The organism is Arthrobacter parietis (genome assembly GCF_039530425.1).
GTDB classification, from domain to species: Bacteria; Actinomycetota; Actinomycetes; order Actinomycetales; family Micrococcaceae; genus Arthrobacter_D; species Arthrobacter_D parietis.
This window is the reverse complement of record NZ_BAAAON010000001.1, coordinates 243,405-256,628: the sequence shown is the minus strand read 5'-3', so window position 1 is coordinate 256,628 and position 13,224 is coordinate 243,405. Positions and strand designations below refer to the sequence as shown.

General features: G+C 61.5%; 23 protein-coding genes. All 23 read left to right on the top strand.

What is annotated here, in order from left to right:
• Window positions 1-53 precede the first annotated feature (53 nt).
• The 23 genes from ABFX19_RS01215 to ABFX19_RS01105 all read left to right on the top strand — a co-directional run bounded on the left by ABFX19_RS01215 (window position 54) and on the right by ABFX19_RS01105 (window position 13,221).
• Complete coding sequence (locus ABFX19_RS01215) at window positions 54-656, top strand: hypothetical protein (protein WP_346027196.1); 603 nt, start codon at window positions 54-56, stop codon at window positions 654-656.
• Between the two features lie 400 nt (window positions 657-1,056).
• Window positions 1,057-1,365, top strand: a complete 309-nt coding sequence (rpsJ, locus tag ABFX19_RS01210) for a 30S ribosomal protein S10 (protein WP_003803825.1) — start codon at window positions 1,057-1,059, stop codon at window positions 1,363-1,365.
• 16 nt (window positions 1,366-1,381) lie between these two features.
• Window positions 1,382-2,038, top strand: coding sequence for a 50S ribosomal protein L3 (gene rplC / locus ABFX19_RS01205; RefSeq protein WP_056544007.1), 657 nt, complete (start codon window positions 1,382-1,384; stop codon window positions 2,036-2,038).
• Window positions 2,039-2,041: 3 nt separating this feature from the next.
• On the top strand, window positions 2,042-2,680 hold the full coding sequence (gene rplD / locus ABFX19_RS01200; RefSeq protein ID WP_277359144.1) for a 50S ribosomal protein L4: 639 nt from the start codon (window positions 2,042-2,044) through the stop codon (window positions 2,678-2,680).
• Complete coding sequence (gene rplW, locus ABFX19_RS01195; RefSeq protein WP_056544012.1) at window positions 2,677-2,982, top strand: 50S ribosomal protein L23; 306 nt, start codon at window positions 2,677-2,679, stop codon at window positions 2,980-2,982. The genes rplD and rplW overlap by 4 nt, the downstream gene beginning before the upstream one ends.
• 30 nt (window positions 2,983-3,012) lie before the next feature.
• Window positions 3,013-3,852 carry a 50S ribosomal protein L2 gene (rplB, locus tag ABFX19_RS01190; protein ID WP_056544015.1) on the top strand — a complete coding sequence of 280 codons (840 nt, stop codon included), beginning with the start codon at window positions 3,013-3,015 and terminating at the stop codon, window positions 3,850-3,852.
• Window positions 3,853-3,864: 12 nt separating this feature from the next.
• Window positions 3,865-4,146, top strand: coding sequence for a 30S ribosomal protein S19 (gene rpsS, locus ABFX19_RS01185; RefSeq protein WP_011692805.1), 282 nt, complete (start codon window positions 3,865-3,867; stop codon window positions 4,144-4,146).
• Window positions 4,147-4,185: 39 nt separating this feature from the next.
• Entirely contained in the window at window positions 4,186-4,551 is a 366-nt protein-coding gene (rplV, locus tag ABFX19_RS01180) for a 50S ribosomal protein L22 (RefSeq protein WP_056544018.1), read from the top strand.
• Window positions 4,552-5,412, top strand: a complete 861-nt coding sequence (gene rpsC / locus ABFX19_RS01175) for a 30S ribosomal protein S3 (RefSeq protein WP_056544021.1) — start codon at window positions 4,552-4,554, stop codon at window positions 5,410-5,412. It abuts the gene before it with no gap.
• Complete coding sequence (rplP, locus tag ABFX19_RS01170; RefSeq protein ID WP_056544024.1) at window positions 5,413-5,829, top strand: 50S ribosomal protein L16; 417 nt, start codon at window positions 5,413-5,415, stop codon at window positions 5,827-5,829.
• Between the two features lie 2 nt (window positions 5,830-5,831).
• Window positions 5,832-6,179, top strand: coding sequence for a 50S ribosomal protein L29 (gene rpmC / locus ABFX19_RS01165; protein WP_056544026.1), 348 nt, complete (start codon window positions 5,832-5,834; stop codon window positions 6,177-6,179).
• Window positions 6,176-6,463, top strand: coding sequence for a 30S ribosomal protein S17 (gene rpsQ / locus ABFX19_RS01160; protein WP_056544030.1), 288 nt, complete (start codon window positions 6,176-6,178; stop codon window positions 6,461-6,463). The genes rpmC and rpsQ overlap by 4 nt, the downstream gene beginning before the upstream one ends.
• 357 nt (window positions 6,464-6,820) lie before the next feature.
• Window positions 6,821-7,189 carry a 50S ribosomal protein L14 gene (rplN, locus tag ABFX19_RS01155; protein WP_056544033.1) on the top strand — a complete coding sequence of 123 codons (369 nt, stop codon included), beginning with the start codon at window positions 6,821-6,823 and terminating at the stop codon, window positions 7,187-7,189.
• Window positions 7,190-7,191: 2 nt separating this feature from the next.
• Window positions 7,192-7,569: a 50S ribosomal protein L24 gene (rplX, locus tag ABFX19_RS01150; RefSeq protein WP_056544036.1), complete on the top strand. Its 378-nt coding sequence runs from the start codon at window positions 7,192-7,194 to the stop codon at window positions 7,567-7,569.
• Window positions 7,569-8,144, top strand: a complete 576-nt coding sequence (gene rplE, locus ABFX19_RS01145; protein WP_056544039.1) for a 50S ribosomal protein L5 — start codon at window positions 7,569-7,571, stop codon at window positions 8,142-8,144. Before rplX ends, rplE begins: the two co-directional genes overlap by 1 nt.
• A 95-nt stretch (window positions 8,145-8,239) precedes the next feature.
• Window positions 8,240-8,638: a 30S ribosomal protein S8 gene (rpsH, locus tag ABFX19_RS01140; RefSeq protein WP_056544043.1), complete on the top strand. Its 399-nt coding sequence runs from the start codon at window positions 8,240-8,242 to the stop codon at window positions 8,636-8,638.
• A 20-nt stretch (window positions 8,639-8,658) separates the two neighbouring features.
• On the top strand, window positions 8,659-9,195 hold the full coding sequence (gene rplF / locus ABFX19_RS01135) for a 50S ribosomal protein L6 (RefSeq protein WP_056544046.1): 537 nt from the start codon (window positions 8,659-8,661) through the stop codon (window positions 9,193-9,195).
• Between the two features lie 2 nt (window positions 9,196-9,197).
• Window positions 9,198-9,581 (top strand): 50S ribosomal protein L18, encoded by a 384-nt coding sequence (gene rplR / locus ABFX19_RS01130; protein ID WP_056544049.1) that lies wholly within the window; start codon window positions 9,198-9,200, stop codon window positions 9,579-9,581.
• Window positions 9,578-10,315 (top strand): 30S ribosomal protein S5, encoded by a 738-nt coding sequence (gene rpsE / locus ABFX19_RS01125; RefSeq protein WP_404800762.1) that lies wholly within the window; start codon window positions 9,578-9,580, stop codon window positions 10,313-10,315. Before rplR ends, rpsE begins: the two co-directional genes overlap by 4 nt.
• On the top strand, window positions 10,315-10,533 hold the full coding sequence (rpmD, locus tag ABFX19_RS01120) for a 50S ribosomal protein L30 (protein WP_056544055.1): 219 nt from the start codon (window positions 10,315-10,317) through the stop codon (window positions 10,531-10,533). The genes rpsE and rpmD overlap by 1 nt, the downstream gene beginning before the upstream one ends.
• Entirely contained in the window at window positions 10,533-11,081 is a 549-nt protein-coding gene (gene rplO / locus ABFX19_RS01115) for a 50S ribosomal protein L15 (protein WP_277359632.1), read from the top strand. The genes rpmD and rplO overlap by 1 nt, the downstream gene beginning before the upstream one ends.
• A 257-nt stretch (window positions 11,082-11,338) precedes the next feature.
• Entirely contained in the window at window positions 11,339-12,652 is a 1,314-nt protein-coding gene (gene secY, locus ABFX19_RS01110) for a preprotein translocase subunit SecY (protein WP_277359633.1), read from the top strand.
• Complete coding sequence (locus ABFX19_RS01105; RefSeq protein ID WP_346027195.1) at window positions 12,649-13,221, top strand: adenylate kinase; 573 nt, start codon at window positions 12,649-12,651, stop codon at window positions 13,219-13,221. The genes secY and ABFX19_RS01105 overlap by 4 nt, the downstream gene beginning before the upstream one ends.
• The last annotated feature ends 3 nt before the right edge of the window (window positions 13,222-13,224 follow it).

The following is a 13,224-nucleotide window of genomic DNA, read 5'->3' as shown; positions in this document are numbered from 1 at the left end:
CCCCGCTGCGTTACGCAGCGGGGCCTTTCGTCTTTCTGCCGTAGAGTTATCCGGTGCAAATTTACTCAAGCGTCCCCCTGCAGCGCGGTTGGCAGGTCCTCACTGATCTATGTGCCATAGCTGTCGTCGTCGTCGCCTGGCTTTTCTCGCGCGCAACTTTCGAAGCTGTTTCGGGGCTCGCTGTGTTCGGGCGCGGCATGGAAGATGCCGGGATCGGTTTCCACTCGTCGATGAGTGATGCTGCGGAGCGCATCGGGGGAGTGCCCCTCATCGGGGACCAGGCAAGCGCGCCTTTCCTAAGTGCTGCGGAAGCCGGCGCGTTTTTCGTCAATGCCGGCCAGGACCAGCAGAACTCGGTTGCGCAGGCCGCGGCCGTCGTGGGGTGGGCTATCTTCCTGCTCCCGGTTCTGGTCCTCATTCCGCTCTGGCTGGTTCCCCGGGTGCAGTTTGTTGTACGGTCAACACGGGCGCGGCGTTTGAGCCGCGAGGCCGGGGGGATGGAGCTCCTTGCGCTGCGGGCCCTGGTCCTTGCGAAGCCCTCCCAGCTTCAGGAGGTGTCCGTTGACCCGGTCCGCGCCTGGCGTGAAGGTGATCCAGCGGACCTTGAGCGGTTGGCCAAGCTCGCTCTGAAGCGCGAGGGTGTGCGTTCCCGCTAGCACCCGGATGGCGTGTGGGCAAGCTGACACAGGGCCGGATTCGCAATGTGCTGCATAATCTGGCAGACTAAATGAGTTGTTCAAGCGCCTGTGCGCGCGGTTTGAGCTGTAGTCCCGGTCAGGATAATGCCTGGCGCAGGGTCGCATCCGCCGCGGAAGCTGGCCCAAATATAACCCACCCCAATCGACAAGCTCGGTTCTATGCGGGATTCTTCGCTTTCTTTTGCAGAAGATACGCGACACGCCCGAGCGCGGGGGTCGGAGCCTCGGCAGGGTGAGGAACCCGGAAGTATCCGGATTCAGTCTGCTGGAGGAGCGCCATAACAACAGGCGCATTGTACGTAGCCAGGAACGTCACCGCACGGTGGCGCTCTACATGAAGAGAGAGAGTCGAGACGCCATGGCGGGACAAAAGATCCGCATCCGGCTGAAGTCGTATGACCACGAGGTCATTGACGTTTCAGCTCGGAAGATCGTTGAGACGGTGACGCGCGCAGGCGCAACGGTAGTAGGCCCCGTGCCGCTGCCCACGGAAAAGAACGTTTACTGCGTTATCCGGTCGCCGCACAAGTACAAGGACAGCCGCGAGCACTTTGAAATGCGCACGCACAAGCGTCTGATCGACATCATTGACCCCACGCCCAAGGCCGTCGACTCGCTCATGCGCCTCGACCTTCCCGCGGACGTGAACATCGAGATCAAGCTGTAAGGGAGAGAAGATAACTATGTCTACTTCGCTTACGCGCCAGGTCAAGGGACTGCTGGCTACCAAGCTCGGCATGACCCAGGTCTGGGATGAAAACAACCTCCTCGTACCGGTGACGGTCCTGCAGGCTGACTCCAACGTCATCACGCAGCTGCGCACCGCCGCCGCTGACGGCTACAGCGCCGTCCAGATCGGCTTCGGCCAGATCGATCCGCGCAAGGTCACCAAGCCGCTCGCAGGTCATTTCGAGAAGGCAGGCGTCACGCCTCGCCGCCACGTCGTTGAGCTGCGTACATCCGATGTCGATTCCTACTCGCTCGGCCAGGAACTCTCCGTTGAGCTGTTCGAAGCCGGCCAGCAGGTCGACGTCATCGGCAAGACCAAGGGCAAGGGCTTCGCGGGCGTCATGAAGCGTCACGGCTTCCACGGCGTTGGAGCCTCGCACGGTGCGCACAAGAACCACCGCAAGCCCGGCTCGATCGGTGGCGCCTCCACCCCCAGCCGCGTCTTCAAGGGTATGAAAATGGCAGGCCGTATGGGTGCCGTTCGCCAGACCACGCTGAACCTCACCGTTCACGCTGTGGACGTCGAGAAGTCGCTGCTGCTGATCAAGGGCGCTGTCCCCGGCGCCCGCGGACAGGTCGTACTCGTACGCACCGCCGTGAAGGGAGCATAAGTCATGGCTACCAAGACTCTGAACGTCGATCTCCCCGCCGAGATCTTCGACGCACAGACCAACGTTCCGCTGCTGCACCAGGTCGTCGTGGCCCAGCTTGCTGCCGCCCGCCAGGGCACGCACAAGACCAAGACACGCGCCGAGGTCAGCGGAGCCGGCCGCAAGCCGTTCAAGCAGAAGGGCACCGGCCGCGCACGCCAGGGCTCGATCCGCGCACCACACATGACCGGTGGTGGCGTGGTTCACGGACCCACGCCGCGTGACTACAGCCAGCGCACACCCAAGAAGATGAAGGCTGCCGCCCTGCGCGGTGCCCTGTCTGACCGGGCACGCAACGGGCGTATCCACGTCATCGAGTCACTGGCCGGCGGCGAGAAGCCCTCGACCAAGGCCGCAATGGCAACGCTGCGAGGCATCTCGGAGCGTCCCAACCTGCTGGTTGTCATCGAGCGTTCAAACGATCAGGCCGCACTGTCTGTGCGCAACCTGGTTGAGGTCCACACGCTGTACGTGGATCAGCTGAACACCTACGACGTACTCGTAGCGGATGACGTGATCTTCACGAAGGCTGCCTACGACACCTTTGTTGGTACGGCCCAGGCCGCTGACGCCGACATCACAACTGAGGAGGACGCCAAGTGAGTGGCTCCATCACCAAGGATCCTCGCGACGTCGTCATTGCACCCGTCGTGTCGGAGAAGAGCTACGGCCTGATCGACGAAGGAAAGTACACCTTCCTGGTCGACCCACGCTCCAACAAGACCGAGATCAAGCTGGCCGTGGAGAAGATTTTCTCCGTCAAGGTCGACTCGATCAACACCATCAACCGTGTAGGGAAGCGTAAGCGCACCCGCTTCGGATGGGGACAGCGCAAGGACACCAAGCGCGCAATTGTCACCCTCAAAGAAGGCACGATCGACATCTTCGGCGGTCCGCTCAGCTGAGCGGAGACCACTTTAACGAGGAACTGAAAAATGGCTATCCGTAAATACAAGCCGACAACCCCGGGCCGTCGCGGCTCGAGCGTTGCCGACTTCGCAGAAATCACACGGTCGACGCCGGAGAAATCCCTGGTGCGTCCGCTCCCCAAAAAGGGCGGCCGTAACAACTCCGGAAAGATCACTACCCGTCACAAGGGTGGTGGACACAAGCGTCAGTACCGTCTCATCGACTTCCGTCGTCATGACAAGGACGGTGTCAACGCGCGCGTCGCTGAGATCGAATACGATCCCAACCGCACCGCCCGCATTGCACTCCTGCACTACATCGACGGCACGAAGCGCTACATCATCGCGCCGAACAAGCTGAAGCAGGGTGACAATGTTGAGGCCGGCCCCGGCGCCGACATCAAGCCCGGCAACAACCTGCCGATGCGCAACATCCCCGTGGGTACTGTTATTCACGCTGTTGAGCTTCGTCCCGGCGGCGGTGCCAAGATGGCACGTTCCGCAGGGGCATCGGTCCAGCTCGTTGCCAAGGAAGGCCGCTTCGCGCAGCTTCGCCTGCCGTCCGGTGAAATCCGCAACGTTGATGTGCGCTGCCGCGCCACCATCGGCGAGGTCGGCAATGCCGAGCAGTCGAACATCAACTGGGGCAAGGCAGGCCGCATGCGCTGGAAGGGCGTTCGCCCGACCGTCCGCGGTGTTGCGATGAACCCTGTCGATCACCCGCACGGTGGTGGTGAAGGCAAGACCTCCGGTGGACGTCACCCGGTCAACCCGAACGGTAAGGCCGAAGGCCGTACCCGCCGTCCCAACAAAGAAAGCGACTCGCTCATTGTGCGTCGCCGTCGTTCCGGCAAGAACAAGCGATAGGAGCCTGGAAACATGCCACGCAGCCTGAAGAAAGGCCCCTTCGTCGATCAGCACCTGTTCGTCAAGGTGGACCGCGAGAACGAGAAGGGCACCAAGAACGTCATCAAGACGTGGTCCCGCCGTTCCATGATCATCCCGGACATGCTCGGCCACACCATTGCCGTGCATGACGGGCGCAAGCACATTCCGGTGTTTGTCACCGAGTCGATGGTCGGGCACAAGCTCGGCGAATTCGCTCCCACGCGGACATTCCGCGGCCATGTGAAGGACGACCGCAAGGGCAAGCGCCGCTAAGGCGCCTGTTTCTACGGCTAAGACGAGAGAAGGAAAGCAATGGAAGCCAAGGCTATTGCGCGTCATCTGCGCGTAACGCCTATGAAGGCCCGGCGCGTCGTCAACCTTGTTCGTGGTAAGCAAGCGAATGAGGCTCTGGCAATCCTGAAGTTTGCCCCCCAGGCAGCTTCGGAGCCGGTTTTCAAGGTAGTACAGTCGGCGATCGCCAACGCACGGGTCCTCGCGGACCGCGACGGCGTGGCGTTCGACGAAGGCGACCTCATCATCAGCGAAGCGTTTGTTGATGAAGGCCCGACCATGAAGCGGTTCCAGCCGCGAGCTCAGGGTCGTGCATTTCAGATCAAGAAGCGGACCAGCCACGTCACTGTGGTAGTCGCTACCCCTGAGAAAGTGGAGGCTCGCTAAGTGGGACAGAAAGTAAACCCGCACGGGTTCCGACTCGGCATCACCACTGACCACCGGTCACACTGGTTTGCTGACAGCAACAAGCCGGGCCAGCGCTACAAGGACTTCGTCCGCGAGGACATCAAGATCCGTCAGCTCATGTCCACAGGCATGGACCGCGCCGGCATCGCCAAGGTTGAGATCGAGCGCACCCGCGACCGCGTTCGTGTGGATATCCACACGGCTCGCCCGGGTATCGTCATCGGCCGCCGCGGCGCCGAAGCGGATCGCATCCGCGGCGAGCTCGAGAAGCTCACCGGCAAGCAGGTTCAGCTGAACATCCTCGAGGTCAAGAACCCCGAGATCGAGGCGCAGCTGGTTGCCCAGGGCGTAGCTGAGCAGCTCTCTTCACGTGTGGCCTTCCGCCGCGCAATGAAGAAGGCCATGCAGTCGGCACAGCGTGCCGGTGCCAAGGGCATCCGCGTACAGTGCTCCGGCCGCCTCGGCGGCGCGGAAATGAGCCGCTCGGAGTTCTACCGCGAAGGCCGTGTGCCCCTGCACACCCTCCGCGCGAACATCGACTACGGCTTCTTCGAAGCCAAGACCACCTTCGGCCGCATCGGCGTGAAGGTATGGATCTACAAGGGCGACGTCACCGCCAAGGAGCTCGCAGCCCAGGCTGCCGCAGCACCGTCGCGTGGCCGTGGTGGCGGAGACCGTCCGGGCCGTGGCCCTGCCGGCGCTGACCGCGGCGGCGATCGCGGAGGCGACCGTCGTCGTCGTAATACCGATCGCGGTGCAGGTCAGGGTGAAGCTAACGCTGCTCCCGCCGAGTCCGCACCGGCTGAGTCCGCTGCTGCAGCGGAAGGAGGACAGGCTTAAATGCTTATCCCACGTCGAGTGAAGTTCCGTAAGCAGCACCACCCCGGTCGTTCGGGCGCTGCTACCGGCGGCACGGAGGTCAGCTTCGGTGAGTGGGGTATCCAGGCTCTGAGCCCGGCATACGTCACCAACCGCCAGATCGAATCTGCGCGTATCGCAATGACCCGTCACATCAAGCGTGGCGGAAAGGTGTGGATCAACATCTACCCTGACCGTCCGCTGACCAAGAAGCCTGCTGAAACCCGGATGGGTTCCGGTAAGGGTTCCCCTGAGTGGTGGGTCGCCAACGTCAAGCCGGGGCGCGTTCTCTTTGAACTCTCCGGTGTCAATGAAGAGGTAGCTCGCGAGGCCCTGCGCCTGGCGATCCATAAGCTGCCGTTGAAGGCACGTATCGTGCGTCGTGAGGGTGGTGAATAGTCATGGCACTCGGTTCAAAGGAACTGGCAACCGACCAGCTGGATGGGTTCGATAAGGACCGTCTGGTGGAGGAACTCGCCAAGGCTAAGGAAGAGCTGTTCAACCTGCGCTTCCAGTCAGCCACCGGTCAGCTTGAAAACCACGGCCGCCTGCGCTCGGTGAAGCGGGATATCGCCCGCATCTACACCGTGCTGCGTGAGCGCGAGCTGGGACTGCGGCCCGACGTCGTAGCCCCGGTAGAAGAAGCGAAGACTGAAAAGGCCGGCAAGAAATCGAAGGGTTCCAAGGCTGCCTCCACAAAGGACGAAAAGTCCGTGGAAACACAGGCTTCTGAGGAGGATGCCAAATGAGTGAAGAGAAGAACGGCACTGTAGAGGCTGACGCCCGCGGTCACCGTAAGACCCGCCGCGGCTACGTCGTGTCGGACAAGATGGACAAGACGGTTGTCGTGCAGGTTGAGGATCGTGTTAAGCACGCCCTCTACGGCAAGGTCCTGCGCCGCAGCTCCAAGGTCAAGGTCCACGATGAGCAGAACAGCGCCGGCATCGGCGATATGGTTCTGATCAGCGAGACCCGCCCGCTGTCCGCTACCAAGCGGTGGCGCCTGGTGGAGATCCTGGAAAAGGCCAAGTAAGGCCGCAAAGGCAAGCTCTGTCGACTCGTCGACAACGGCAGTCCCTCGTTCCTCGCGGAACGGGGGACTGTTTGCGTTTCAATACGTGCTAGGATATTGAGTTTGTATGGCGCCTTCCGTGCAGATTTGGTCTGTACACCTCGAGCGTCAGCATGAAACCTCGTAAACAATCGTGCTCCGGCATAGTACTTCCCTGCGCTGCGGCGCCTGGGAGGTAAATGCCTCGGGCACGGGCGTTTAGGCTCATCCCTGGCAAAATCCAGGTGGGTCCAGAGACACCCCGATCAACCGTTCCGCAAGGCTCATTCCGTATGCATTATTTCGGTCTGAGAACCGGCGCGACGCAAGGAGTAGATAGTGATTCAGCAAGAGTCGCGACTCAAGATCGCCGACAACACCGGTGCTAAGGAAATCCTTACCATTCGTGTTCTCGGTGGATCCGGACGTCGCTACGCAGGAATTGGCGACGTCATCGTCGCCACCGTCAAAGACGCCATCCCTGGTGGGAACGTCAAGAAGGGCGATGTGGTCAAGGCCGTCATCGTCCGCACCAAGAAGGAACGCCGCCGTGCGGATGGTTCCTACATCAAGTTCGACGAGAACGCTGCCGTGATCCTCAAGGCTGACGGCGATCCCCGTGGTACCCGTATCTTCGGTCCGGTCGGTCGCGAACTCCGCGACAAGCGCTTCATGAAGATCATTTCACTGGCCCCGGAGGTGCTGTAGTCATGGCTCAGACCCGATCGAAGCTGAAGATCAAGAAGGGTGACCTCGTTCAGGTCATCACCGGTGCCAAGCAGGAGCGCGGCGGAGACCGCGGCAAGCAGGGCAAGGTCCTCAAGGTATTCCCTGAGAGCAACCGTGTACTGGTCGAAGGCATCAACCGCATCACGAAGCACACCAAGGCTGGGCAGACGCAGCGCGGCACCCAGACCGGTGGCATCGAGACCGTTGAGGCTTCCATCCACATCAGTAACGTCGCAGTGGTAGACCCGGAGAGCAAGAAGCCCACCCGAGTCGGCTACCGCACCGAAACCGTGGAGCGGGACGGCCGTGAGCGCACGGTCCGCATCCGCGTCGCCAAGGCATCAGGGAAGGATCTGTAATGACTGCTGAAGCCGTAGAAACAAAGATCACCCCCCGCCTCAAGGCCCGCTACGCATCGGAAATCAAGTCGACGCTGCTGGAGGAATTCAGCTACAGCAACGTCAACCAGGTTCCCCGGCTGGTCAAGGTCGTTGTGAACATGGGTGTTGGAGATGCCGCGAAGGACTCCAAGCTCATCGACGGTGCGGTCCGCGACCTCACCCAGATCACCGGCCAGAAGCCGCAGGTCACCAAGGCACGGAAGTCCATCGCGCAGTTCAAGCTCCGCGAAGGAATGCCGATCGGTGCACACGCAACTCTGCGTGGAGATCGCATGTGGGAATTCGTCGACCGCCTGGTCTCACTGGCACTGCCCCGTATCCGCGACTTCCGCGGCCTCAACGGGCGCCAGTTCGACGGCAACGGCAACTACACCTTCGGTCTCACGGAGCAGTCAATGTTCCACGAGATCGACCAGGACAAGATTGACCGTGTCCGCGGCATGGACATCACCGTTGTGACCACTGCCAAGACTGACGCCGAAGGCCGCGCCCTGCTCAAGGCGCTCGGCTTCCCGTTCAAATCCGAAGACTAATTCAACTACGTTGCAGGTCCGTTCCGGGGTCTGACCAGCTGATGCTGATTCTCACCGGAGTAGCGGAAACCGTTCCGAGGAAGGGCTAGAGCCCAATGACAATGACAGATCCAGTTGCAGACATGCTTACGCGTCTCCGCAACGCCAACTCGGCATACCACGACACCGTGTCCATGCCATACAGCAAGCTGAAGGCACGCGTTGCCGACATCCTGAAGGCCGAAGGTTACATCGGCGGCTGGAAGGAAGAAGAGGCTGAGGTGGGCAAGAAGCTCACGATCGACCTCAAGTTCGGTCCCGACCGTCAGCGCTCCATCGCGGGCATCCGGCGCATCTCCAAGCCGGGCCTGCGCGTCTACGCAAAGTCCACCAATCTGCCGCACGTACTGGGCGGACTGGGCATTGCCATCCTGTCCACGTCCTCCGGTCTGCTCACAGACCGCCAGGCAGCCAAGAAGGGTGTAGGTGGGGAAGTCCTCGCCTACGTCTGGTAGCGGGAAAGGGAAAGAGAAACATGTCACGTATTGGACGTCTCCCCATCACCGTGCCCGCAGGCGTTGAGGTCAAGGTTGACGGCAGTGTTGTGTCCGTCAAGGGATCCAAGGGCGAGCTGAGCCACTCTGTAGCCAGCCCCATCCAGGTATCGCTTGAGGAAAGCACCATCACCGTCTCCCGCCCGAATGACGAGCGCGAAGCGCGTTCGCTGCACGGCCTGACCCGCACCCTGATCTCCAACATGATCGTTGGAGTGACCGAGGGCTACAAGAAGAACCTTGAGATTGTCGGCACCGGTTACCGTGTGCAGGCCAAGGGTTCAGACCTGGAGTTCGCACTGGGCTACAGCCACCCCGTGGCCGTGAAGGCCCCGGAGGGCATCACGCTCACCGTGGACAGCCCCACCAAGGTGTCCGTCTCCGGCATCAACAAGCAGCAGGTCGGCGAAGTTGCTGCGAACATCCGCAAGCTGCGCCGTCCGGATCCCTATAAGGGCAAGGGCATCCGCTACGCGGGCGAAATTATTCGCCGCAAGGTCGGAAAGGCTGGTAAGTAACCATGACACTGAGCATCAACAAGAAGCGCACGTCGAAGAGCAAGTCCGCCCAGCGCGGGCGGCGCCACCTTCGGGTCCGCAAGCGCATCACCGGTACGGCTGTTCGTCCCCGTCTGGTAGTCAACCGTTCAGCCCGTCACATCTTCGTGCAGGTTGTCGACGACACCAAGGGCATGACTGTCGCATCGGCTTCGACCCTCGAGGCGGACCTGCGTTCGTTCGACGGCGACAAGACCGCCAAGGCCAAGCGCGTTGGCGAGCTCGTTGCTGAGCGGGCAAAGGCTGCGGGCATTGAGGCAGTCGTATTCGACCGTGGTGGTAACAAGTACCATGGCCGGGTTGCCGCAATCGCAGACGGCGCACGTGAAGGTGGGCTGGCACTGTGACCGAGCAGAACAACGCAAAGGAAGCCTCATTGAATACTGCAAAGGCTGAGGAGGCTGCGACTGTTGCTCCCGCGGCCGGTTCCACCGAGACGGCGTCAGCTACTGACGATCGCCGCGGCGGTGGCGGTCGCCGTGGAGAGCGCGGCGGACGCGACGGCGGTCGTGGCGGTCGCGACGGCGGTCGTGGCGGTCGTGACGGTGGTCGCGACGACAAAGACAAGTTCGTTGAGCGCGTCGTGTCGATCAACCGCGTATCGAAGGTCGTCAAGGGCGGCCGGCGATTCAGCTTCACCGCACTCGTTGTTGTCGGCGACGGCAACGGCATGGTCGGTGTCGGCTACGGCAAGGCCAAGGAAGTTCCCTCGGCTATCGCCAAGGGCGTAGAGGAAGCCAAGAAGTCCTTCTTCAAGGTTCCCCGCATCGGCGGCACCGTTCCCCACCTGGTTCAGGGTGAGGCAGCGGCCGGCGTCGTACTCCTGCGTCCCGCATCTCCCGGTACCGGTGTAATCGCCGGTGGTCCGGTGCGCGCCGTTCTGGAATGCGTCGGTATCCACGACGTCCTGTCCAAGTCCCTGGGTTCCTCGAACGCCATCAACATTGTTCACGCAACTGTTGACGCGCTGAAGAGGCTCGAAGAGCCGCAGGCAGTGGCTGCGCGCCGTGGTCTGCCGCTCGACCAGGTCGCTTCCACGTCGATGCTGCGCGCTATGCAGGATCAGAAGGCAGGTGCGTAATGACTGCTATTACACCAAAGCGCGTGGTTGTCAGCTCAGCGAAGCTGGAAATCACCCAGATCAAGTCCGTCATTGGCGGTAAGCAGAACCAGCGCGACACCCTTCGTTCACTCGGTCTGAAGCGGATCGGACACACCGTTGTCCGCAACGCTGACGCAGTGACCGTAGGCATGGTCAACACGGTTCCGCACCTCGTGAAGGTTGAGGAGGCCAAGTAATGGCAGAGAAGAAGACGGTGGAGGAATCCACCGAGAAGAAGCCGGCCCGCAAGCCTGCTGCCAAGGCTGCTGCTGCTCAGGAAACTGCTGAGAGCACGCCCCGCGTCCACGCGCTGAAGGTACACCACCTTCGTCCCGCCCCCGGAGCCAAAACCGCAAAGACCCGCGTTGGTCGCGGTGAAGGTTCCAAGGGTAAGACTGCAGGCCGTGGCACCAAGGGCACCAAGGCGCGCTACTCGGTCAAGGCAGGATTCGCGGGTGGGCAGCTGCCGCTGCACATGCGCCTGCCGAAGCTGCGTGGGTTCAAGAACCCGTTCCGTGTTGAGTACCAGGTAGTGAACCTGGACAAGCTCAACGAGCTGTACCCCCAAGGCGGTGAGGTGTCTGTGGACAGCCTGATCGCCAAGGGCGCAGTGCGCAAGAACCAGCTCGTCAAGGTGCTGGGAACGGGCGACCTCTCGGTCAAGGTGGACGTCAAGGTTCATGCCGTGTCCGCCAGCGCTGCAGAGAAGATCACCGCCGCAGGCGGATCCGTCTCGGCGCTCTAGTTCCCAGCATCGATCCCCGCCGTCGTCGTTCGGCTCGTCCTTAGGACATCAGGACGACGGCGGCAGGGGAGCCGGCTGTGATCTAGCTCATGAAGCAACTAGACTCTTGGTGGGCCGGGATCCCCGGTCCGCCAGGAGTTTGTTTCGTTAACAGGCTCAATTGATTCCCCGGGTTCTCTAGCGCCCGGTTCCACCCGTTAGACTCGGTTGGTGTGTATTGCCCGTGAAGGGCCACTAAGACTTATTCAGGAGGACGCTTGCTTAGCGCTATTGGCCGGGCTTTCCGGACGCCAGACTTGCGGCGCAAGCTGTTGTTCACGCTGGGAATCATCACCATTTTCCGTTTGGGTGCGTTCATCCCGGCGCCCGGTGTTGACTACGGCAACGTGCAGCAGTGTTTGCAGCTCGGCAACACAGAGGGCGGCCTCTACCAGTTCGTGAACCTTTTCAGCGGCGGTGCGCTGCTGCAGGTGTCCATCTTTGCTCTCGGGATCATGCCCTACATCACGGCCAGCATCATCACTCAGCTGCTCCGTGTGGTCATCCCACGCTTCCAGGAACTGCATCAGGAAGGCGCACAGGGCCAGGCACAGCTGACCCAGTACACGCGCTATCTGACAATCGCCCTCGGGCTGTTGAACGCCACGACGCTGGTGTCGCTGGCACGATCAGGTGCATTGCTGGGTAACTGTCCGGTGCCGATCATCCCGGACGACAGCCTCATCACCATTATTCTGCTCATCATCACGCTGACCGCCGGTACCGGCCTCATCATGTGGATGGGTGAACTCATCACCGAGCGCGGTGTCGGCAACGGCATGTCGCTGTTGATCTTCACGGCGATTGCTGCCGGTTTCCCCAGCTCGCTGGGTGAGATCCTGCGCACGCAGGGATGGACTGTCTTCCTCAGCGTGCTGTTGATCGGCGTTGTTACGGTGATGCTCGTGATCTTCGTTGAGCAGTCGCAGCGCCGTATTCCGGTGCAGTATGCCAAGCGCATGATCGGCCGCCGCACGCTGGGAGGCAGCAGCACCTACATTCCGATCAAGGTCAATATGGCGGGCGTCATCCCCGTCATCTTCGCATCATCGATGCTCTATCTGCCGTCGCTGATTGCCCAGTTCAACACCCCCACAGACGGCGAGACACCGCCGCCGGAGTGGGTCAACTGGATCACCACGTACCTGACCTCGGGTGATCATCCCTTCTACATGGCGCTGTACTTCGCGATGATCGTGTTCTTCACGTATTTCTACGTAGCGATCACGTTCAATCCGGAGGAAGTGTCGGAGAACATGAAGAAGTACGGCGGCTTTATCCCGGGTATCCGGGCGGGGCGGCCTACCGCTGAGTACCTCCAGTACGTCCTGTCCCGCATCACCCTGCCGGGCGCCATCTATCTCGGTCTTGTTGCGCTCATCCCGTTGATCGCGCTCGTGGCCATCAATGCGAACCAGAACTTCCCGTTCGGTGGAGTCTCGATCCTCATCATGGTCGGCGTTGGCCTCGAGACGGTGAAGCAAATTGACGCGCAGCTGCAGCAGCGCCACTACGAAGGGTTATTGCGATGACACGGATGCTCATCATTGGACCGCCCGGGTCCGGCAAGGGCACGCAGGCCGCGCGGATCTCCAAGCGGCTGGGAGTGGTGGCGATTTCCACGGGAGATATCTTCCGCGAAAATGTCCGCAATGAGACACCGCTCGGCGTTGAAGCCAAAAAGTACATGGACGCCGGAGACTTCGTTCCGGACAGCGTGACCAACAGCATGGTCCGCGCCCGTCTCACTGAGGATGATGTGCAGGAAGGCTTCCTGCTTGACGGCTATCCCCGCACCGCCGCCCAGGTGACCGAGCTGGATGACATCCTCCAGCAGAATGACCTGGCCCTCGACGTCGTACTGCAGCTCACGGCGGATGACGAGGAACTGGTCCGCCGGCTCCTGGGCCGGGCGCGCCTGGACGGGCGTACCGATGACAATGACGTTGTCATCCGGCATCGCCTCGACCTCTACCACGAGCAGACCGAGGCTGTTGTGTCCCAGTACGAGGCACGCGGCATCGTGACCCGCGTTGATGGCATCGGCGCAATCGATGAAGTCACCGAGCGCGTCATGTCGGCTCTGAAAGTAACGCAGTAACCC